At 70.9% G+C, this 19,717-nt stretch carries 19 protein-coding genes and 1 riboswitch; of the genes, 8 read left to right on the top strand and 11 right to left on the bottom strand.

Going from position 1 to position 19,717, the window contains the following annotated elements; all coding sequences use genetic code 11:
- Window positions 1-29: 29 nt before the first annotated feature.
- Window positions 30-881, top strand: a complete 852-nt coding sequence (locus AB0I49_RS03985) for a pyridoxamine 5'-phosphate oxidase family protein (protein ID WP_363225436.1) — start codon at window positions 30-32, stop codon at window positions 879-881.
- Window positions 882-917: 36 nt separating this feature from the next.
- Here the strand turns inward: AB0I49_RS03985 and AB0I49_RS03980 are convergent, their stop codons facing one another.
- The 4 genes from AB0I49_RS03980 to AB0I49_RS03965 all read right to left on the bottom strand — a co-directional run bounded on the left by AB0I49_RS03980 (window position 918) and on the right by AB0I49_RS03965 (window position 4,436).
- Entirely contained in the window at window positions 918-1,442 is a 525-nt protein-coding gene (locus AB0I49_RS03980) for an NUDIX hydrolase (RefSeq protein ID WP_363225228.1), read from the bottom strand.
- 98 nt (window positions 1,443-1,540) lie between these two features.
- On the bottom strand, window positions 1,541-2,437 hold the full coding sequence (locus AB0I49_RS03975; protein ID WP_363225227.1) for a LysR family transcriptional regulator: 897 nt from the start codon (window positions 2,435-2,437) through the stop codon (window positions 1,541-1,543).
- A gap of 327 nt (window positions 2,438-2,764) precedes the next feature.
- Window positions 2,765-3,928 (bottom strand): cystathionine gamma-lyase, encoded by a 1,164-nt coding sequence (locus tag AB0I49_RS03970; protein ID WP_363225226.1) that lies wholly within the window; start codon window positions 3,926-3,928, stop codon window positions 2,765-2,767.
- 127 nt (window positions 3,929-4,055) lie between these two features.
- A complete protein-coding gene (locus AB0I49_RS03965) occupies window positions 4,056-4,436 on the bottom strand; it encodes a phage holin family protein (RefSeq protein WP_363225225.1) in 381 nt (126 codons plus the stop codon).
- A gap of 62 nt (window positions 4,437-4,498) precedes the next feature.
- Between AB0I49_RS03965 and AB0I49_RS03960 the strand changes: the two genes are divergently transcribed.
- From AB0I49_RS03960 to AB0I49_RS03945, 4 genes are all read left to right on the top strand, one after another.
- The gene (locus tag AB0I49_RS03960; RefSeq protein WP_363225224.1) at window positions 4,499-4,816 is read left to right on the top strand and encodes a cupin domain-containing protein; all 318 of its coding nucleotides are present in this window, start codon (window positions 4,499-4,501) and stop codon (window positions 4,814-4,816) included.
- A 210-nt stretch (window positions 4,817-5,026) separates the two neighbouring features.
- On the top strand, window positions 5,027-5,245 hold the full coding sequence (locus tag AB0I49_RS03955) for a DUF5326 family protein (RefSeq protein WP_363128623.1): 219 nt from the start codon (window positions 5,027-5,029) through the stop codon (window positions 5,243-5,245).
- A 282-nt stretch (window positions 5,246-5,527) separates the two neighbouring features.
- A complete protein-coding gene (locus AB0I49_RS03950) occupies window positions 5,528-6,304 on the top strand; it encodes a helix-turn-helix domain-containing protein (protein WP_363225223.1) in 777 nt (258 codons plus the stop codon).
- Between the two features lie 103 nt (window positions 6,305-6,407).
- Window positions 6,408-6,854, top strand: coding sequence for an SsgA family sporulation/cell division regulator (locus tag AB0I49_RS03945; RefSeq protein WP_030882293.1), 447 nt, complete (start codon window positions 6,408-6,410; stop codon window positions 6,852-6,854).
- Here AB0I49_RS03945 and AB0I49_RS03940 read toward each other — a convergent pair.
- The 3 genes from AB0I49_RS03940 to AB0I49_RS03930 all read right to left on the bottom strand — a co-directional run bounded on the left by AB0I49_RS03940 (window position 6,851) and on the right by AB0I49_RS03930 (window position 10,291).
- Window positions 6,851-8,413: an SPFH domain-containing protein gene (locus tag AB0I49_RS03940; RefSeq protein WP_363225222.1), complete on the bottom strand. Its 1,563-nt coding sequence runs from the start codon at window positions 8,411-8,413 to the stop codon at window positions 6,851-6,853. The genes AB0I49_RS03945 and AB0I49_RS03940 overlap by 4 nt on opposite strands.
- 112 nt (window positions 8,414-8,525) lie before the next feature.
- Window positions 8,526-8,726, bottom strand: coding sequence for a hypothetical protein (locus AB0I49_RS03935; RefSeq protein WP_362163545.1), 201 nt, complete (start codon window positions 8,724-8,726; stop codon window positions 8,526-8,528).
- Between the two features lie 92 nt (window positions 8,727-8,818).
- A complete protein-coding gene (locus AB0I49_RS03930) occupies window positions 8,819-10,291 on the bottom strand; it encodes a YibE/F family protein (RefSeq protein ID WP_363225221.1) in 1,473 nt (490 codons plus the stop codon).
- A 61-nt stretch (window positions 10,292-10,352) separates the two neighbouring features.
- A riboswitch (TPP riboswitch) is annotated at window positions 10,353-10,487 on the top strand.
- On the opposite strand from AB0I49_RS03930, the gene thiC reads away from it, so the two are divergent.
- Window positions 10,481-12,274, top strand: a complete 1,794-nt coding sequence (thiC, locus tag AB0I49_RS03925; RefSeq protein WP_363225220.1) for a phosphomethylpyrimidine synthase ThiC — start codon at window positions 10,481-10,483, stop codon at window positions 12,272-12,274. Its footprint overlaps the riboswitch before it by 7 nt.
- A 187-nt stretch (window positions 12,275-12,461) precedes the next feature.
- Here the strand turns inward: thiC and AB0I49_RS03920 are convergent, their stop codons facing one another.
- The gene (locus AB0I49_RS03920) at window positions 12,462-13,046 is read right to left on the bottom strand and encodes a TetR/AcrR family transcriptional regulator (protein ID WP_363225219.1); all 585 of its coding nucleotides are present in this window, start codon (window positions 13,044-13,046) and stop codon (window positions 12,462-12,464) included.
- Window positions 13,047-13,148: 102 nt separating this feature from the next.
- Between AB0I49_RS03920 and AB0I49_RS03915 the strand changes: the two genes are divergently transcribed.
- Window positions 13,149-14,369, top strand: a complete 1,221-nt coding sequence (locus tag AB0I49_RS03915; protein ID WP_363225218.1) for an alpha/beta fold hydrolase — start codon at window positions 13,149-13,151, stop codon at window positions 14,367-14,369.
- A gap of 141 nt (window positions 14,370-14,510) precedes the next feature.
- Here AB0I49_RS03915 and AB0I49_RS03910 read toward each other — a convergent pair whose 3' ends face one another.
- From AB0I49_RS03910 to AB0I49_RS03900, 3 genes are all read right to left on the bottom strand, one after another.
- A complete protein-coding gene (locus tag AB0I49_RS03910; RefSeq protein ID WP_363225217.1) occupies window positions 14,511-15,398 on the bottom strand; it encodes a hypothetical protein in 888 nt (295 codons plus the stop codon).
- A gap of 183 nt (window positions 15,399-15,581) precedes the next feature.
- Window positions 15,582-16,658, bottom strand: a complete 1,077-nt coding sequence (locus AB0I49_RS03905; protein WP_363225435.1) for a metallophosphoesterase — start codon at window positions 16,656-16,658, stop codon at window positions 15,582-15,584.
- Between the two features lie 368 nt (window positions 16,659-17,026).
- Window positions 17,027-18,136, bottom strand: coding sequence for a LacI family DNA-binding transcriptional regulator (locus tag AB0I49_RS03900; protein WP_363128632.1), 1,110 nt, complete (start codon window positions 18,134-18,136; stop codon window positions 17,027-17,029).
- A 471-nt stretch (window positions 18,137-18,607) separates the two neighbouring features.
- Here AB0I49_RS03900 and hisC point away from each other — a divergent pair, with 471 nt between their 5' ends.
- The gene (hisC, locus tag AB0I49_RS03895; RefSeq protein WP_363225216.1) at window positions 18,608-19,687 is read left to right on the top strand and encodes a histidinol-phosphate transaminase; all 1,080 of its coding nucleotides are present in this window, start codon (window positions 18,608-18,610) and stop codon (window positions 19,685-19,687) included.
- Window positions 19,688-19,717: the final 30 nt, after the last annotated feature.

Raw genomic sequence — 19,717 nt, 5'->3', positions numbered from 1 at the left:
CCTTGCCGGGAAGCGACGGCGAGCACGAGATGCAGCGGCGCATGGGAACGGTGCGGCGGGCCGAGAAGTTCTACGGCGATCAAGTGCTGGACCATCTCAATGCGCGCATGCGGGATTTCGTGGCCCGGCAGGAGATGTTCTTCCTGGCCACCGCCGATCGGCGCGGCGAATGCGACAACAGTTTCCGGGCGGGCCCGCCCGGCTTTCTGCGGGTCCTGGACGAACGCACGCTGATCTACCCCGAATACCGGGGCAACGGAGTCCATGCCAGCCTGGGCAATCTTTCCGAAAACCCCCATCTCGGCATTCTCATGGTCGACTTCACGCATGACCGGATAGGGCTGCACATCAATGGCAGGGCCCGCACCGTTTCCGACGCCGAACTGCGCGTGAGCCACCCCGGCCTTCCCGTGGACCCCGTTCCGGGCCGCCGCGCCCGGCTGTGGGTGGAGGTCGGCGTCGAGGAGGCGTACATCCACTGCCGCAAGCACATCCCGCACCTGGTGAAGGCGGACCCCCGGCAACGGGAAGCCGAGCGGCGTGAGCGCGGCGACGGCGAGCGGAGCGAGGGGGATTGGGGCACGGACGACTCGCGGCGCAAGGGCGGCGATTTCTTCGGCGCGGCCGCCCAGGCGGCGGAGCGAGAGGCCGAGCGAGAGACCGAACGACAGGCCGTACACGCCGCCGACCAGGGGGCCTACGAGTCCTACCAGCGCCACGAGTCCTACCAGCGCCACGAGCCCTACGAGCACGAGTCACGCGGGCGTGCGGAGGCTCAGGAGTGGCAGCGCCAGGCCGAACGGGTGCTGGAACAGGCCCGCCGCTGGCAGCCGTTGGAGCCCCAGGAGCAGCGCGAGCCGTTCAGAGGCTGGTTCGGGTAAGGCCCGCAGGGGCCAGAGGCGCGAGGCCGCCCCGCCTCAGCTCAGGTCCGCCGCGAGCAGCGACCGTACGCCCTCGATGTTCGCGTCCAGGTAGGCGCGCAGCGACGGCGGCACCACCTCCACCGAGGCGACGCCCGCGCGTGTGAAGGGGACGCGCACCACGTCGTACGTGCCGCAGGGCTCGTCGACCTCCGGGCCGTGGCGCTGGGAGAGGTCCATCGACGCGAGGCGGCAGACGAAGAAGTGCTGCACCTTCACGCCTCGGTCGTCGGCGCCGTCCGGGTGCGTGACGGTGTCGACAAAGGCCGGGACCACGTCGGTCACCTTCGCGCCGAGCTCCTCGTCGACCTCCCGGTGGAGGGCGTCGACCACGGTCCCGTCCTCGGGCTCGACGCCGCCGCCGGGGGTGATCCAGTACGGGGCCTCGCCGGGTTTCGTGCGCTTGATGAGGATCATTTCGAGGGCGTCGTCCGCACCGCTTCCGGCACCGGAGCCGGTTTCGGCGGCGCTGTCGAGCAGGATGGCGCGGGCGGTGCGCTTGACCACTGGACGTTCGGTCATAGGTGACAGATGCCGCGCGGGACGGCCCTCGAAACCCATCGCCACCAGGGAACGGCAGCAGCCCCGTACCGCGGGCCGCCCCTGCGGGCGCGTGTCCGTCACCAGCCGTCGGCGGCCCGCAGCAGCCATTCGTGCGCCCGCGCGAGATGGGGGTGGCCGAGCGTCCCGGCGCGTACGACCAGGTAGTAGGTGCGCAGCGGCGGCACCGGCGGGTCGAGGAGGGCGACGACCTCGCCCCTGTCGAGGGCCTCGGCGCACAGGTAGCGGGGCAGTACGCCGATGCCGGCGCCGGCGGTGACGCAGGCCAGTACGGACCGCAGGTCGGGGGCGATGACGGCGCCGGGGGCGGTGGGTTCGGCGTCGAAGACGGACGACCAGTAGCGGGCTACCAGGGGCAGGCACTCGTGCACCTCCACGACGGGGAGGTGATCGAGGAGCGGCGCGCCTTTGGCGTGCAGGACGGCCGGTCCGCCGAGCCGGGCGGCCCAGCGGGGCGCGGCGACCAGGACGTGTTCCTCGTCGCACAGGGGGGTGGGGGTCAGCAGCCGGCCGCGCGGGCGGGCGGTGGTGATGACGAGGTCGTGGTGGCCGGCTGCGAGGCCGGTGAGGAGTTCCTCGGTGGTGCCGTGGGCGGCGCGTACGGCGAGGCCCTGGTCGACGAGCGGGGTGAGGGCGGGCAGCGCGCGCAGGGCGGTGAACTCGGGCGGGCCGGCCAGGTGCAGGGTGCGGGCGGGCGACTGCTCGTCGATCCCGGCCTCGGTGATCTTCAGCAGGGCGTCGAGGTGGGGTGCGACCTTGTGGGCGAGTTCGTCGCCCGAGGTGGTGGGGGAGACGCCGCGCGCCTGGCGGAGGAAGAGGGGGCGGCCGAGCTGTCGCTCCAGGGTGCGGATCTGGCCGGTGACGGCGGGCTGCGAGAGGCCGAGGAGGGCGGCGGCGCGGGTGAAGGACCCGGCTCGGTGCACGGTGACGAAGGTGCGTAAGAGGGCTAAATCCATGCATTCTCCCCTAGGGGCGATGTCGCTCGCCGCTTGTTGCTTACCGCTCGCCGTCCGTCGTCCGCGACCCGCGTCCCGCTGTCCAGCTCGGCGGAACTATAAATAAGTCGATAGGACGGTGGTGCTAGCGTGATTGGACACTGACGCAGAGTCAACTAGCCTTGTTCGCGCGGTTCATCATGCGTTGAACCGGGGCGGCTCAAGCCACGAGGGGGGAGGCTTGAGCCGTCCGCCATGCGTAGGACGCACTAGTAGGGAGCGCTAGTAGGGCGCGCTGGTGGGCCGTGCCAGTCGGGCGAGCTTGCCGGTACCGCCCCGCTGACCCCGCTAGTAGGTCTCGTGGGTCCCGGCCCCCGGTCGGCCGGCGGCCTCGTCCAGGGCCCGCAGCACGTCGGCGACCAGGTCGGCGGAGTCCTCCACGCCGACGGAGAAGCGGATGAATCCCTCCGGCACCGCGTCGCCGCCCCACCGCGCCCGCCGCTCGGCGCTCGACCGTACGCTGCCGAAGCTCGTCGCATCGTCGACCAGCCGCAGGGCGGCCAGGAAGCGGTCCGCGTGCGCCTTGTCGGGCAGCGCGAAGGAGACCACGCACCCGAACCGTCCCCCGAGCATCTGCGCGCTCGCGATCTCGTGCGCGGGGTCCGAGGGCAGTCCGGGGTGGCGTACCCCGCTGATCTCGTCCCTGGTCAGCAGCGCCTTGGCGAGTGCGAGCGCGTTCTGGGCCTGGCGGTCGACGCGCAGTTGGAGGGTGGCCAGCGAGCGGTGCGCGAGCCAGGTCTCCATCGGGCCGGGGATGGCGCCGATGGTCTTGCGCCAGGCGCGCACTCCGGCCGCGAGGTGCGGGTCGCGGGTGGTGACGCAGCCGAGCAGGACGTCGCCGTGGCCGGTGAGCGCCTTGGTCGCGCTGGCGACCGAGAAGTCCGCGCCGAGGTCGAGGGGGCGCTGGCCGAGCGGGGTGGCGAGGGTGTTGTCGACGGCGACGAGCGCGCCGCGCGCGTGCGCGGCGTCGGCGAGGCGGCGGATGTCGCACACGTCGAGGCCGGGGTTGGACGGGGTTTCGATCCACAGCAGCGCGGCCCCGTCGAGTTCGGCGAGCTGCCCGTTGTTGCAGGTGGGGGCCGTACGGACCTCGACGCCGATCCCCGCCAGCCGTTCGCGGGTGGGGATGAGGAGGTTGTAGCCGTCGTCGGGGAGCACGACCGCGTCGCCGGGCCGCAGTTGGGACATGAGCACGGCGGAGATGGCGCCCATGCCGGAGGCGAAGGCGACGGTCTCGGCGGGCGGCGCCTCGGCGCCGGGCGACTCCAGCTCCGCGATGGCCCGCTCCAGCAGCGTCCAGGTGGGGTTGGTGTCGCGGCCGTAGGTGTACGGGCCGCCGCCGTCGCCGGGCAGGTGGTAGTGGGCGGCGAAGACCGGGCCGGGCAGGGTCGGTTCGTTCGCCGCCGCCTCGGGCAGTCCCGCTCGTACGGCCCGCGTGCCGTCGCCTGTCATGCGCTCTCCTTGCTCGGGGAAGTGGGGCCGGCCCGCTCGCTCCGGGAAGCGGGGCCCGCCCGGGGCCCGAAGTCGACGGGACACCCCTGTGCCCCATCGGCTCCGGCCCGCCGTGCGGGTACCGCCGTCAGTCGTTGTCGTCCGGCAGGATCATGTGCATCGCCCAGGCCACAATCGAGATGATCACCCCGCCGACCAGGGCCGACCAGAACCCCTCGACGTGGAAGGACAGGTCGAGCTTGCCCGCCAGCCACGAGGTGAGCAGCAGCATCAGGGCGTTGATCACCAAAGTGAACAGCCCCAGCGTGAGGATGAACAGCGGGAACGACAGCACCTTCACGATCGGTTTGACGACGAAGTTGACCACGCCGAAGACCAGCGCCACGAGAATCAGCGTGAACGCCTTGCGGGTGGTGTTCTCACCGGACAGGGTGATGCCTTTGAGCAGCCAGATGGCGACCGCCAGTGCGGCCGCGTTGGCGATCGTCTTGACTACGAAATTCTTCATGGTGAGATCGTTGCAGACGGGATCGGCCCGGGAAGGGTCGGCACAGCAAGGGGTGGACGAGCATGAAGGCGTTCCGGCTGGATGAGCTGGAGGCGGAGCGGGCCGCGAACGACGGCGCGTATCTGCAGTTTCTTCGCGAGCGGAACATGTCGGTCGGGCTCTACGCCCTGGCCGCGGGCGAGGCCGACCCGCAGAGCCCGCACGCCCAGGACGAGGTGTATCTGGTGCTGAGCGGGCGGGCGTCGATCACGGTGGGCGCCGAGACGACGCAGGTCGCGCGGGGCAGCGTGGTCTATGTGCCGGCCGGGGTGACGCACCGGTTCCACCACATCGCCGAGGACCTGAGGGTCATGGTGGTCTTCTCTCCCCCTGAGAGCTGACCTGCGCTCCTGGCTCCCCGTAGGGGTCCGGTCAGGGGAGGACGGGGGCCGCGGGGCCCCCGTCGGCGCGCCCCGCCGCCTAGCATCGAAGGTGCGAGGGAGACCTGGCGAGAACGCGACTGACGCGACTGGCGCAGTCGATGCGATCGAAGCGACAGACGCGCCCGACGCGGCTGATGCGACCGAAGCGAATGGAAAGCAGGGGACGAAATGGCTGAGAAGGGGATATTCGGGGGCCTGCCGGGATGGGTGAAGTGGATCGCGGTGCCGCTCCTCGTCCTACTGGTGTTCGGCAGTCTGATCATGAGCGTGCTCGGCTTCGTCGTCAGCCTGCTCTTCAAGGCCCTGCTGCTGGTCGCGCTCGTCGGCGGACTCATCTACGTGGTAAGGAAGTTCACCTCCTCGTCCTCGTCGCACAGCGACTGGTAGCCGCCCGCCGGACGCTCCGAGGCGGCCCGCCCCGCCGCCTTCCGGGGTAGCCCGGCTGAGGGACACCCCACGTCAAACATCAACTTGAAGGCGTTACTCCGGTTAGAGTGCGAATCGCTGACGCCTCCTTGTGGCGGTGGCTCGGGCGGGCCGGTCGACCCTCGGCCCGGCCGCGACGCCGACATCGCTCGTGAATTCTTACGGCCCCTGGGCGGCGCAGTAGTGGCGGGGGCGGCCCCCGCAGACGGGTACGACACCCGTCGGCACGCCTGGGGGTGAACGTTGGCGACTGCGAATATCGGGGCTTCCTCCCAGCCGACTCTGATCGGATCGGTGCAGCGTGCGCTGCGTCTTCTGGAAGCCGTGGGAGCGCACCGGGACGGTGCGCCTGCCAAGCAGCTCGCCCGTGAGGCGGGTCTGCCGCTGCCCACCGCCTACCACCTGCTCCGCACGCTGACCCACGAGGGGTATCTGCGCCGGGAGAACGGCGTCTTCCTCTACGGCGACGCCGCGATGAGCCTCGGCGGTGTGGACGGCCGCGAGGAGCGGCGCGCCGGAATAACCGGCACGCTGGCCGGGATCGGCGAAGAACTGGGTGTTCCCCTCTACTTCGCGGCGTACCGCGAGGGAGAGGTCGACGTCCTCGCCGTCGCGGACGGCCCCGAGTTCCCGGCCGTACAGGAATGGGCGGATTTCCGCGAGACCGCGCACGCCCACGCGCTGGGCCAGTGCCTCCTCGCCCAGCTCGGCGACGAGGAGCGCGACGACTACCTCGCCCGCCACCCCGTACGGCCCCTCACCCCGTACTCCGCGCGCGACCGCGCCGACCTGCTGCGCAGGCTGGAGAACCGGCACCGCCTCCAACCGGTGTTCGAACAGCAGGAGTACGCGCTCGGGACGGTCTGCGCGGCCTTCCCCATAGTCGCGGGGACCGCCGTGGCGACCATGGCGGTCTCGCTTCCGTCGAATCGGGTGGAACAACTCCGTCCTGTGGTCGAGTCGTTACGCTCCAGAGTCGGTGAGCTCGTAAGCTCACTCTCGTTCTCTATCAGTATCTGAAAAATCACTCCTTGTGATCCGTTAGTCGTTGTCAGACGATGGCGTCAATAGGGCCATGAGGATTCAATCCCGGCCAAATCCGACGAACGCGGGGCATAGGGCTATGCGCGACACGGTTCAGGCAGAAGTAACCATGACCTTTCTCGTCTCCGAGGAGCTTGCTTTCCGTATCCCGGTGGAACTCACGTACGACAGCAACGACCCGTACGCGATCACGTTCACCTTCCATCTCCCCGGCGACGCGCCCGTAACGTGGGCGTTCGCCAGAGAACTACTGCTCGACGGGCTGAGCCAGCCCTCCGGCGAGGGCGACGTGCACATCGCGCCGGCCTCCTCCGAACACCTCTCCGACGTCTTCATCCGGCTGCAAGTCGGCGGCGAAAGGGCCCTGTTCCGGGCCGGCGCCGCCCCCCTCGTGGCCTTCCTCGACCGCACCGACCGCATCGCCCCGCTCGGCGAGGAGCGATCGGTCGCCGACCTGGAGTGCGACCTCACCACCGCGCTCGACCGCATCCTCGCCGGCAACACCGAGGGGCAGAACGCCGGTTAGCGGCTGGATGCCCCGCCCTCCTCCCGGATCGGCACACGCTCGGTACGCGGGGACGCGCCGTAAGGCGCGGCCGCCGACTCCCCGCCCTCCGAGCGGGCCGCCGCGCCGTCCGCGGCGGGAGAACGGCCGGCCGCGGCGCCGTCGGCGCCCTCGGCGCCCCCCTGCGCCGAGCCCATCGACGCGAGCAGCTGGCGGGCCAGCCCCAGGCCCGTACCGCCCATGGTGAGCGCCTTCGCGAACATGTCGGACATCCCGTCCGCCCCGTTGAGCAGCACCATGTGATCGACGCTCCCGAACGCCCCGGCGCCCGCCCGGACGATCTCGGGCCACTTCTCGGCGAGTTGCTGCGCGACGACCGCCTCCTGGTTCTCCGCGAGGGCGGCCGCCCGCGCCTTGATGGCCTCCGCCTCGGCCAGGCCCCGCGCCCGCGCCGACTCGGCCGCCGCAAGCCCCTTGGCCTGCGCCGCGGCGGCCTCCGCCTCACCGGTCGCCCGCGTCGCCGCCGCCGTGGCGCTGCCGCGCGCCTTCGTGGCCTCGGCCTCCGCCACCGCCGCCGTCTTCACGCGGTTCGCCTCGGCCACCGCCGCCAGCTCCGTCTCCCGCGCCTTCGCCTCCGCACCCGAGATACGGGCGTCCCGCTCCGCCTCGGCCAGCGTCCGCTTCTCGTACGCGGAGGCGTCCGCCGGCTTGCGCACATCGGCCTGGAGCATCTGCTCGCGGCGCTGCGCCTCCAGCTCCGCCACTCGCGTCTCCTGGACCACGACCTCCTGCTGGGCCGCGGCCTCCGCCAGCGGGCCCGCCTGCCGGGCCTTGGCGGCGGCGCTGTCCCGCTCCGCCTGATAGCCGGCCTGGAGGATCTCGCTGTCACGGGTCGCCTGCGCCATCCGGGCCGACGCCTGCTGCTCGGCCTCCGTGGCCAGCCGGTCCGCCTCCGCCTGGGCGATCCGCGCGTCCCGGTGCACGGCCGCCGCGTGCGGCGCGGAGAGGTTCTTGATGTACCCGGTCGGGTCCTGGATCTCGTGGATCTGCAACGAGTCGATGATCAGACCGAGCTTCTCCATCTCGGTGCCCGAAGCGGCCCGCGTCTCGCCCGTCAGCCGCTCCCGGTCCCGGATCATGTTCTCGACCGTCAACCCGCCGACGATCGACCGCAGATGGCCGGCGAAGACGTTGTGCACCCGCTCGCCCATGAACTTCTGCTGGTCCAGGAAGCGGCGCGCCGCGTTGGCGATCGACACGAAGTCGTCGCCCACCTTGAAGATCACCACGCCGTGCACCCGCAGCGGAATGCCCTGCTGGGTCACGCAGTCCACATTCAGCTCGGCCTCGTTGAGGTCGAGCGACAGCTTCCGCACCACCTGGACCCCGGGCATCACCAGCGTCCCGCGCCCGGTGACGATCCGGAAACCCATGCCCTCCTCAAGGCCCTCCGTGCGGTGTTTGGAGCCGGAGATGACGAGCGCCTCGTTCGGCTCGGCGACCCGCCACATGAGTTTGAAGAGACCGATCAGGATGACCACTGCGGCGACGACGATCCCCGCCACGATGCCGATCAGCATGCGCTCACGCCCCCTTTGCCGGGTCCCTGAAGGGACCCGCGATCACAAAAGTCTGCTCCCGCCCGGCGCCCCGGTGCAGGCGCATCCGCATCCTTGGTGCGCTTTTGATACATCACCCATAAGCGGCCATGACGTAGACCGTGCGCGGTGGTTGATACTCCACGACCAGCACCACCGTGCCCCGCTCCAGCCGCTCGCCCGGCTCCACCGCGTACGCGAGAAAGGCTTCGGAGCCGCCCCGCACCCGCACCATCACCTCGCCGACCAGCCCCGGCCCGACCGTCCCCGTCACCCTGCCCTGCTCGCCGACCACCGGCAGCCCCCCGATCGCTTGGTGCGGCGGCCACGCCCGCTCCCCTGGCCAAACCGCTGTCCCCGCCGTCCCCGCTGTCCCCGTCCCCACGGTCACTTGGCGCGGCGTCGCCTGCCGCCCCGCGTCGCGGACCTTGCCCCTGTCCTCGCCCCGGCCCTCACCCCAGTACTCGTATTGTGCCGGTCGGCACTGACAACGAGGGCGGCCAGCGCGGTGGTGACGGGAACCGAGGCCACCAGCCCGATGGAGCCCACCAGGGTCCGTACGATCTCCTCCGAGACGATCTCGCTGGTCGCGACCGTTCCCACCCCGCTGTCCGCGATCGAGAACAGCAGCAGCAACGGCAGCGAGGCGCCCGCGTAGGCCAGTACGAGCGTGTTGACGACGGACGCGATGTGGTCCCGCCCGATGCGCATCCCGGCCCCGTACAGCTTGCGCCAACTCGCCGCCGGGTCCGCCTCCTTCAGCTCCCACACCGCGGAGGTCTGAGTGACCGTCACATCGTCGAGCACGCCCAGCGAGCCGATGATGACCCCGGCCAGCAGCAGCCCGCGGATCTCGATGTGCGGATAGAGGCCGTGCACCAGCCCCGTCTGGTCGTCGGTGTCCCCCGTCAGCTGCGCCCAGTCGATGAAGACCGAGCCGAGCAGGCCGATGACCATCAGGGACAGCAGGGTGCCGAGGACCGCCACGGACGTACGGGCCGTCAGGCCGTGGCACAGGTAGAGCGCGATCAGCATGATCGCGCTGCCGCCGACCACCGCGACGAGCAGCGGGTTCGACCCTTGCAGAATCGCGGGCAGGATGAACAGCGTCAGCACACCGAAGCTGATGGCCAGCGCCACGAGCGCGAAGAGGCCGCGGAGCCGTCCGACGACCACGACGGCGAGCGCGAAGACGGCGCCGAGCAGCGCCATCGGCAGGGTGCGGTCCACGTCGGTGACGGAGTACTGGAGATCCTTCGGGGCCTTCGGCGCGTACGCGAGGACGACCTCCTGGCCGACCGAGTAGCGGCGCGAGGCGCTCGGCTGGACGATCTCGGTGAAGGGGCGGCCCTTGTCCTTGCCGGAGGTGACTTCGAGGGTGGCCTTCTCGCACTTCTTCCCGGATGCGGCCCCGCTGCCAGCCGCCTCCGGCCCCGTCTCCGGTCCCGTCCCCGGAGGCGGCTGTCCGTTTCCGCCGCCGGGCGGCGGCGCCTGCGCCTGCGCGCCCACATCCGCGCAGCTCACCTCCTCGATCTTCACCACGCGGCCCGATTCCGTCTGCTGGTCGAACCCCAGCCCGCTGTGCTGGTGCGGCGGGGTCCCGCCGGGCCACAGCACCACGAGCCCGGCCACGACGGCGACGGCGAAGGGGATGAGCACGGCGGCGATGACCTTGCGCAGCCGGCCGGAGACGGGAGCGGCCGGCCCGTGGCCGTGCGAGTGCCCGTGGCTGTGGCTGTGGCTGTGGGGCTGCGGGTGCCCCTGGGCTTGCTGAGGCGCGGGGACCTGCGGGTGTGCGGGATCCTGAGGATGCGCCGGATCCTGCGGGTGCGCCGGGGGATCGGGCTGGGTGCGTGTCACCGCCCGATCATCGCAAGGCCCCCTGGCCGCCGGGGGCGGCGAACCGTTAGCGTAGTGACACCTTTGCAATCGCGGGAGCTCGGAGCACCGGGCTGAGAGGGCGCTGAACTCCGTACGGGACGTACGGAAGCCGCTGCGTCGACCGCCGAACCTGTTACCGGGTAATGCCGGCGTAGGGAGTTGGGTCTTATGACCTCGCAGCAGGATGCACGCACGCCTGAAACCAGCGGCTCCGAGGGGAGCGGCGGCTCCGCCGAGCTCGGCTGGCACAAGGACCACGTGACCGGATCGCGCCCGGACCTGCGGGTTCCGGTGCGCCGGGTGCACCTCACCAATGGCCGGGACGTGCGGCTGTACGACACGTCCGGCCCGTACACCGACCCGGCCGTCGAGACGGACGTCCGGCGCGGCCTCGCGCCGCTCCGGGAGAACTGGATCATCGGCCGCGGCGACACCGAGGAGTACGCCGGGCGCCCGCTGCGCCCGGAGGACGACGGCCTCAAGCACACCACCCCGCGCGGTGGCCTCAAGAACCTCGACGCGGTCTTCCCCGGCCGCCCGCGCCAGCCCCGTCGGGGCCACGGCGGACGGGCCGTCACGCAGCTCGCGTACGCCCGGCGCGGCGAGATCACGGCGGAGATGGAGTACGTCGCGATCCGCGAGAACGTCGACCCCGAGACCGTACGGGAGGAGATCGCGGCGGGCCGGGCCGTACTGCCGGCCAACGTGAACCACCCGGAGATCGAGCCGATGATCATCGGCAAGAAGTTCCTGGTCAAGGTCAACGCCAACATCGGCAACTCCGCCGTCACCTCCTCCATCGAGGAGGAGGTGGAGAAGATGACCTGGGCGACCCGCTGGGGCGCCGACACGGTCATGGACCTCTCCACCGGCCGCAACATCCACACCACCCGCGAGTGGGTGCTGCGCAACTCCCCCGTGCCGATCGGCACCGTGCCGCTCTACCAGGCGCTGGAGAAGGTCGACGGCAAGGCCGAGGAGCTGACCTGGGAGATCTACAAGGACACGGTCATCGAACAGGCCGAGCAGGGCGTGGACTACATGACCGTCCACGCGGGCGTGCTGCTGCGGTACGTGCCGCTGACCGCGCGCCGCAAGACCGGCATCGTCTCGCGCGGCGGCTCGATCATGGCCGCGTGGTGCCTGGCGCACCACAAGGAGTCGTTCCTGTACGAGAACTTCGAGGAACTGTGCTCGATCCTCGCCTCGTACGACGTCACGTACTCGCTCGGGGACGGGCTGCGCCCCGGCTGCATCGCGGACGCCAACGACGAGGCGCAGTTCGCGGAGTTGCGTACGCTCGGCGAGCTGAACTCCATCGCCAAGCGGCACGGCGTGCAGACCATGATCGAGGGCCCGGGGCACGTCCCGATGCACAAGATCAAGGAGAACATCGACCTCCAGCAGGAGATCTGCGAGGAGGCCCCGTTCTACACGCTCGGCCCGCTGACCACGGACGTCGCCCCCGCCTACGACCACATCACCTCGGGCATCGGCGCGGCGATGATTGCCTGGTGGGGCACCGCGATGCTCTGCTACGTGACCCCCAAGGAGCACCTCGGCCTCCCGGACCGGGACGACGTGAAGACCGGCGTGATCACGTACAAGATCGCTGCCCATGCGGCGGACCTGGCCAAGGGGCACCCCGGCGCCCAGGAATGGGACGACGCGCTCTCCGACGCGCGCTTCGAGTTCCGCTGGGAGGACCAGTTCAACCTGGCCCTCGACCCGGTCACCGCGCGGGAGTTCCACGACCAGACCCTCCCGGCCGAGCCGGCGAAGACCGCGCACTTCTGCTCCATGTGCGGTCCCAAGTTCTGCTCGATGAAGATCTCCCAGGACATCCGCCGTGAACACGGTGGGGAGCTGGCCCTCGACGCCGAGGCCGAGGCGGGGATGGCGGAGAAGTCACGGGAGTTCGCGGCGGCGGGCAACCGCGTGTACCTGCCGATCGCGGACTGACGCACCGTACGGCCACGGCCGTACGTTCCTTGCCGTACGTCCATCGCTGTACGTCCGCTTCCATACGGAATACGGACGTACGTACAGCCGGGCCCGTAGCCGCGACCTTCTCTCGCGGCTGCGGGCCCTTCGGCCGTGCCCGCCCCCTCCCGGCCGTGCCCGCCCCCTCCCCGTCGGGTCACGCCCCTCAGAGGCGGAGCAGCAAGTGGTCGACCAGTTCGTCGACGTATTCCGGGTCGTAGGGGGAGACCCCGAAGAGGACGCGGACGTATATGGGGGCCAGGATGTGGTCGACGACGTCCATGAACTCCGGCGCGCGTTCGCCGCGGGCTCGGGCCCGCTCGAGCATGGTGTCCATCTGGCGCTTGCGCTCCAGGAGGAAGTCGTCGCGGGCCCGCTCGCCGCTCTGGCCGCCCACGGAGAGGGAGACGACCAGGCGCAGGACCGCCAGGCCGTCGGGGCCGGTGACGTCGCGCGCGACGTGGGCCGCGTAGGTGCGCAGGTCGTCCCTGAGGTTGCCGGTGTCGGGGATCGGTGACTGGGCGGTCAGCCAGGAGATCGCCACGTCCGTGGTCAGGGCTTCGAGATTGCCCCAGCGGCGGTAGACGCTCGTGTCGGCCACGCCCGCGCGGGCCGCGACCTCGCCGACGGTGAAGTTGCCGTAGCCGCGCTCGGCGACCAGGGCGATGACGGCCTGGTGCACTGCCGCGCGGACGCGGGCGCTGCGGCCGCCCGGTCGGCGGGCCCGCTCCTGTTCTTCCTCTTCCTTCATGGTCCCCATTCTAGCCCTTAAGGCAGCTGAGACTTGCGTTTGTCATCCGCATGGGTCTAACGTCGTCGTTAACGCAGTCACCAACCACTTTTAGGAGGGGTCATGAAGCCCGTCTTCTTCCCGGAGAACAGCCAGTTCTGGTTCGAGACGCTGCGAGTCTTCGGGCACAGCGCCTACGGAGGCGGCGACTTCGGCGAGGCGGCGGTCGTCGCCGAGCGCATCACCCCCGGTGACTACGACAGCTGGCACGACGAGTGGTTCGCCATGGGCGAGCGCGTGGCGGCCGTCGCACGCAAGGCCAAGGCCGGCGGGCACCGGATCAGCGCCCGCGACGCCTTCCTGCGGGCCTCGAACTACTACCGCAGCGCCGAGTTCTTCCTGCACGGCAACCCCGACGACCCCCGCATCCTGGCCGCGTACGACGCCTCGGTCGCCTGCTTCCGCGAGGCCGCCGCCCTGTTCACCCCGCCCATCGAACTGGTCGAGATCCCGTACGAGGACACCGTCCTGCCCGGCTACTTCTACCGGCCCGACGACTCGGGCGCCGTCCGGCCGACCGTGCTCATGTTCAACGGGTTCGACGGCACGGCCGAGGAGATGCACTTCGGCGGTGCCGCCGCGGCCGTCGAGCGCGGCTACAACGTGCTGACCTTCGACGGGCCGGGGCAGCCGGGCACCCGCCACCGCCACGGCATGGTCTTCCGCCCCGACTGGGAAGCGGTCGTCACCCCCGTCATCGACTACGCCCTCACCCGCACCGAGGTGGACCCGGACCGGATCGCCCTGTTCGGCAACAGCATGGGCGGGCTGCTCGCGCCGCGCGCCGCCGCCTTCGAACACCGCATCGCCGCCGTCATCGCCTTCGACGGCGTCTACGACATGGCCGCCGCAGTGCTCGAGGCATTCCCCGGCGACCGCGAGGAGATCGCACGGCGGCTCCGCGCCGACGAGGACCCCGAGGTCGACGCCGGGCTGGCGCAGGCCATGGCAGTCAGCCCCAAGATGCGCTGGGCCATGGAACAGGGCATGTACGTCATGGGCGCCGACACCCCGCGCAAGTTCGCCGCCACCTTCCTCGACTACAACCTGGGCGACGGCGTCGCCGAGAAGATCACCTCCCCCGCCCTGATCTGCTCCGGAGCCACCGACGTGTTCTTCAAGGGCCAGCCGGAGGAGCTCTTCGAGCACCTGACCGGCCCGAAGACCTTCCTCGAGTTCACCGCCGACATGGGCGCCGACGGCCACTGCCAGGCCGGCGGCCAGCGGTTCGCCTACGCCGAGGTCTACGACTGGCTGGACGACACCCTGGGGCACAGCAACTGAGCAGCGCCGGGCGCCGAGCCTGTCGGTACGTGCGTACGTACCCGTTCACGAGCGGCGCCGTCCGGCACGGGCGGTGTGCCGGACGGCGCCGAGTGCTCGCGACCGGTGAGGGCCGGCCCCGTCGGGGCCGGCCTTCCGGCGCTACTCGGGCCGGTGGTCCGGGCCTCCGTAGTCCGGGCTGGTGAAGTCCGGGCTGGAGAACCGGGGCCGGGAGGCGTGCTCATTGTTGGCGTCCGGGCTGGAGAAGCCCGGACGGGAGTAGCCGAGGTGGGGTGTCCGGTGGACCCCCGAAGCCCTCGGCACGGACGTCGGCTGCGGTGCCGGCGGACCCGCGGTGGCGAGCGCTTCGCGCAGGAAGGGCAGTACGCCCTGGTGCAGCAGCGCCTGCCGCCAGGCTTCCCTGGCCTGTGCCACCACCTCGACCTGCTTGTTCGCCGCACGTCCCGTGCGGCCCGCGGGGCCGTTGTTGCGCAGTGCGGTCAGCAGCATGGCGCCCATGGCGACGAGGATTCCCGCGGCGGTGAGACCGCCGAACCACCAGCCGATGGTGATCATCGGGTCGGCGACCGAGGCGTCGGAGCTGACGGTGCGCAGTACATATCCGATCACGAGGAAGAGCAGAGCCGCGATGCCCGCGAGGACCGGGGCGAGCACGGCGAGCACCGCTCCCGCACCCGCTCCGGCCTCGGCGGCCTCGCTCATGGCGGTGGCGATCCCGACGGCGGCCGAATGGTCGTCGCCCTGATCACCGCCGCCGCTTCCGCCGCCGACCGGCTGCGGCCGGGCGACGTTCGCGGGCGCGCGCAGTTCGTCGCGCGCCTGTACGTAGGTGCGGTACTCGGCTGCCGCGCATGCCGTGATGGCGGCCACGGCGCCCAACGCCATGGTGCGCAGCTGTTCAGTGTTGAGCCGCCGGCCTAGGGCGGCCAGTTCCGGGTCATGGTCTGCGGTACGCAGCGCCTCATCGAGGACTCGCTCGAATTCCGGGCGATCCTCGGTCAGCAGGTGCGGAGCGCTGTTCATGTGCATCCCCCGATGCTCCGTAGGGCCTTGTAGCCGGCCTACACCGGGCAGTTGGGCGGAAACGGAGGAGAGCCTGCTACGGATAAGGCCGATGGTAGAGCCGTTCTGGCACGGGGTGACAGTCTGTTTCCCGAATTCCCCCCGCGCGGTGGAATTTCCTACCTGCCCCTACCCCTGCCCAATGAATCGTCAGACAGACAGAGGAAGTTGAACCACCAGTAGCTTTCCGGCCATCGTGACGCCGCCGTCCATCGCGACCGCCAGGCCGTCGGCGTACACATGCGGACCGTCCACGGCCGCCGCGCCGTTGTCCTCGCCGTCCTCGGACCCCACCTCCCCGAGGAGGTACGGAATGGGGCTGTGGCCGTGGACGACACGGGAGCCGCCGAAGGCGGTCAGCAGTTCCCGGGCGGCCGTCGGGCCGGCTTCGTCGCGGAACGCGAAGCGCTTGGTGAATTTCCGGAACAGATCCCAGCACTCGTCGGCATCGCTGCGCTGCAACGCCTCGGTGATGGCGTCGTTGACCGCCTCGATCGAGTCGCCGTAGTCGAGATAGGCGGTGGTGTCGGAGTGCACCAGCAGATGGCCGTCCTCCTCCGCCATCGCGTCGAGCCGGGCCATCCACTGCAGGTGGTGGTCCTGGAGGCGCTCCATGTCGGTGCGCTGGCCGCCGTTGATGAGCCAGGCGGCCTGGAAGGAGGCGGTGCCCGCGCCGGAGTTGACGGGGGTGTCGTAGAACCGCTTGGCGCCGAGGAGGAGGAGCTCGTGGTTGCCCATGAGCGCCTTGCAGTAGCCGCCGGCCGCCGCGGCCTCGGCGGAGAGCCGCATCACGAGGTCGATCACGCCGATGCCGTCCGGGCCGCGGTCGGTGAAGTCGCCGAGGAACCAGAGGCGGGCGTTGCCGGCGGCCCAGTGGCCGTCGGCGTCGATCAGCCCCTGGGCGGCCAGGGCCTCGTGGAGTTCGTCGAGGTAGCCGTGGACGTCGCCGACGACGTACAGGGGGCCCGGCCCGTTCGTGGGGACGGGGGCCTCGGGGTCGGCGAGCGGGGTGAGCTCGACGGTGGGCACGTCCGGGTCCGCGACGATGACCGGCAGGTCCCGCTCGGTGGGCGTGTAGCCGGGGGTCATCGCGTCTCCCGGTACGGGTGGTGCGGGGGGATTCTCGTGCGGCGCGGGCTGCGCGTACGCAGGGAAGGGCGACAGTGCCGCCGTGGTCCGTGCCGTGGGTCCCAGACCGGCCCCCTGAGTCATCGACCCCTCCACCATCGCGCCGCCGTGCACCTTGTGGACCTTGCCTGGTCGATGGCGGTCCGTGGTGTCGTGCGCCCATCATAGGAATGACCGTCGCGGCGTGCGACGCACCAGGGGGCTGTCAATCGGGGACGGCAGGACTTCTCCGTGCTTTTCTCCCCAATTGAACCGTTCGCTCCCTCCCCTTAATTCTGCCCCAGCCCGGTTGTTGCCTGCGTCAGGGGCTTCATGCACAGGGGCGGGGAGCGCGCGGAAGGGCCGGGCGGCGCACGGAAGCCCGGACCGGACCTTCCGCTTCTCCCGCTCCGCGGCCCTTTTTACGGGGCCGCGGGTCGTCGGGTCGACGGGGCCATGGGTTTTACGGGGGCTGCGCCGGGCTGCCGCTACGCCGGGCCGCTGCTGCGGGGGCTGCGGGGAGGGCTGACCGTGGTGCGCGGCGGGCGGCGCTGTGACGACGTGCGCACGATCAGTTCGGTTGGTATGACCTGTTCCACAGGGCGTCCCGTGTCGAGCCCCTCGATGGCGTCGATGAGGAGCTGGACCACCGCGGTGCCGATGCGGCGGGGTTTGAGGGAGAGCGTGGTGATGGGCGGCTCGGTGGTGGCGTAGACCATGGACTCGCTGCAGCACACCAGGAGCAGGTCGTCGGGGACCCGCAGCCCGTAGCGGCGGGCGGCGGCGAGCAGGTCGGTGCCGTTGGGGTCGAAGAGCCCGTAGACGGCGTCGGGCCGGTCGGGTCGGGCGAGCAGCCGGTCGGCGGCCACGGCGCCCGCGCACGGGTCGTGGGCGGGGTACTCCTCGTACACCGGGTCCTGGCCGACCCGCTCGCACCAGTGCAGATAGGCGGTGGTGGACAGGCGGGTGTACGTGTCGGTGGTGGTGCCGGTGAGCAGGCCGATGCGGCGGGCGCCGGCGGCGGCGAGGTGGTCGAGGATGTCGAGGACGGCGGCCTCGTGGTCGTTGTCGACCCAGGCGGTCACGGGCAGCGCGCCCGCGGGGCGGCCGTCGGAGACGACGGGGATGCCGTGGTGGACGAGTTCGGAGACGACGGGGTCGTGGTCGGAGGGGTCGACGACGACGGTGCCGTCGAGCGCGACGTTGGACCAGACGTCGTGGCGGGAGGTGGCGGGGAGGATGACGAGGGCGTAGCCGCGCGCTAAAGCGGCGGAGGTGGCGGCCCTGGCCATCTCGGCGAAGTAGGCGAATTCGGTGAAGGTGAAAGGTTCATTCCCGTACGTGGTCACGGTCAGGCCGATGAGGCCGGACTTGCCGGTACGGAGCGTGCGGGCCGCCGCGGAAGGGCGGTAGCCCAGCCGATCGGCGACCTCGCGGACGTGGCGGCGGGTCGCGTCCGGTAGCCGGCCCTTGCCGTTGAGCGCGTCGGAGACGGTCGTGATGGAGACGCCGGCCGCGGCGGCCACGTCGCGGATGCCCGCCCGCCCCAGCCGACGGCCGGTTGACCGGCTCACCTGATGCTTCCCTGCTGCTGTCATGGCGTGCCGATAGTAGGGCGCGATTGGTTGGATGGCAGGGCTCGTTATTTGGCTGTTGACAGGCACGTTTCTGCATGTGTGCGCCCGATCAATGACCATGGAAGCCAAGGCGGTTGGGGGTTGTGACAGTGGCCCGTAGGCATCTGGCATATCCACGCCCGCCGAATGGTCCAGGTCTCGAAGAGGTCTCAACTCACCTGTACGGGCGATGCGCGCCACGGCGCTCGCCACCGGCGTGCGCCAGGGCGGAGAGCGCTCCCCCCATCGGTGCGAGCCGCCTGGGGCCGCCGGAACCGGTGATGCTGTGGAGAGCCGGCGGCGCCGTGCCGGGCCGGGGCCGCTGAGCGGGGGCGACGGCTCGGGGAGGGGGGCGGGGCCGTTGGACGGGGTCGGCAGCTCTGGACGGGACCGGGGGCAATCCTCATAAGGTATGGAGTATTGAGTGGCACGGGACGTCGAGGAGGACCTGCGGTGACTGAGAAGACCCCTAGGCTGCGCGCGGCGTTGGACAGCCTGCCGACGTACAAGCCGGGCAAGCGGGCCGCGGCCGACGGTCCGGTCGCCTACAAGCTGTCCTCCAACGAGAACCCCTACCCGCCGCTGCCCGGTGTCCTGGAGAGCGCGGTCACGGCGGCCGGAGCGTTCAACCGCTACCCGGACATGGCCTGTACGGAACTCTTGACGGAGCTGTCGGAGCGCTTCGACGTCCCCGTGGAGCACCTGGCCACCGGCACCGGCTCGGTCGGCGTCGCGCAGCAGCTGGTGCAGTCGACGGCCGGCCCCGGCGACGAGGTCATATACGCCTGGCGGTCCTTCGAGGCGTACCCGATCATCACCCAGGTCTCGGGCGCGACGTCGGTGCAGGTGCCGCTGACCGAGGACGAGGGCCACGACCTGGAGGCGATGCTGGCGGCGGTCACCGACCGGACCCGGCTGATCTTCGTCTGTATCCCCAACAACCCCACGGGCACCGTGCTGCACCGGGCCGAGCTGGAGTCCTTCCTGGACCGGGTCCCGTCCGACGTACTGATCGTGCTGGACGAGGCGTACCGCGAGTTCAACCGCGACGAGGACGTGCCGGACGGGATCGACCTCTACCGCGACCGCCCCAACGTCTGCGTGCTGCGCACGTTCTCCAAGGCGTACGGGCTGGCCGGGCTCCGTATCGGCTTCGCCGTCGCGCACGAGCCGGTCGCGGCCGCGCTGCGCAAGACGGCGGTGCCGTTCGGCGTCAGCCAGCTCGCGCAGGACGCGGCGGTCGCCTCGCTGCGCAGCGAGGACGCGCTCAAGGAGCGGGTCGACGCGCTGGTGGCGGAGCGGCGCCGGGTGGTGGACGCGCTGGTCGGCCAGGGCTGGACGGTCGCGGAGTCGCAGGCCAACTTCGTGTGGCTGCGGCTGGGGGACCGTACGGCGGAGTTCGCCGCGGCGTGCGAGCGGGCGGGCGTGGTCGTCCGGCCGTTCCCGGGCGAGGGCATGCGGGCGACGATCGGCGAGACCGAGGCGAACGACCTCTTCCTCCAGGCGGCCGCGACGTTCCGCAAGGAGCTGTGACGCCCCTTTTGTTGCCTTTTATCCGCTTGT

The organism is Streptomyces sp. NPDC050617, assembly GCF_040654795.1.
In the GTDB taxonomy this organism is placed as follows: domain Bacteria; phylum Actinomycetota; class Actinomycetes; order Streptomycetales; family Streptomycetaceae; genus Streptomyces.
Note: the sequence above shows the minus strand (reverse complement) of the source record. Positions and strands in the feature narration are given on the sequence as shown.

Bases quoted from the DNA above. Each gene is read 5' to 3' on its own strand.
- AB0I49_RS03985 (WP_363225436.1), top strand. From the start codon at position 30: ATGCAGCGGCGCATGGGAACGGTGCGGCGGGCCGAGAAGTTCTACGGC.
- AB0I49_RS03980 (WP_363225228.1), bottom strand. From the start codon at position 1,442: ATGACCGAACGTCCAGTGGTCAAGCGCACCGCCCGCGCCATCCTGCTC.
- AB0I49_RS03975 (WP_363225227.1), bottom strand. From the start codon at position 2,437: ATGGATTTAGCCCTCTTACGCACCTTCGTCACCGTGCACCGAGCCGGG.
- AB0I49_RS03970 (WP_363225226.1), bottom strand. From the start codon at position 3,928: ATGACAGGCGACGGCACGCGGGCCGTACGAGCGGGACTGCCCGAGGCG.
- AB0I49_RS03965 (WP_363225225.1), bottom strand. From the start codon at position 4,436: ATGAAGAATTTCGTAGTCAAGACGATCGCCAACGCGGCCGCACTGGCG.
- AB0I49_RS03960 (WP_363225224.1), top strand. From the start codon at position 4,499: ATGAAGGCGTTCCGGCTGGATGAGCTGGAGGCGGAGCGGGCCGCGAAC.
- AB0I49_RS03955 (WP_363128623.1), top strand. From the start codon at position 5,027: ATGGCTGAGAAGGGGATATTCGGGGGCCTGCCGGGATGGGTGAAGTGG.
- AB0I49_RS03945 (WP_030882293.1), top strand. From the start codon at position 6,408: ATGCGCGACACGGTTCAGGCAGAAGTAACCATGACCTTTCTCGTCTCC.
- AB0I49_RS03940 (WP_363225222.1), bottom strand. From the start codon at position 8,413: ATGCTGATCGGCATCGTGGCGGGGATCGTCGTCGCCGCAGTGGTCATC.
- thiC (WP_363225220.1), top strand. From the start codon at position 10,481: ATGACCTCGCAGCAGGATGCACGCACGCCTGAAACCAGCGGCTCCGAG.
- AB0I49_RS03920 (WP_363225219.1), bottom strand. From the start codon at position 13,046: ATGAAGGAAGAGGAAGAACAGGAGCGGGCCCGCCGACCGGGCGGCCGC.
- AB0I49_RS03915 (WP_363225218.1), top strand. From the start codon at position 13,149: ATGAAGCCCGTCTTCTTCCCGGAGAACAGCCAGTTCTGGTTCGAGACG.
- AB0I49_RS03910 (WP_363225217.1), bottom strand. From the start codon at position 15,398: ATGCACATGAACAGCGCTCCGCACCTGCTGACCGAGGATCGCCCGGAA.
- AB0I49_RS03905 (WP_363225435.1), bottom strand. From the start codon at position 16,658: ATGGTGGAGGGGTCGATGACTCAGGGGGCCGGTCTGGGACCCACGGCA.
- AB0I49_RS03900 (WP_363128632.1), bottom strand. From the start codon at position 18,136: ATGACAGCAGCAGGGAAGCATCAGGTGAGCCGGTCAACCGGCCGTCGG.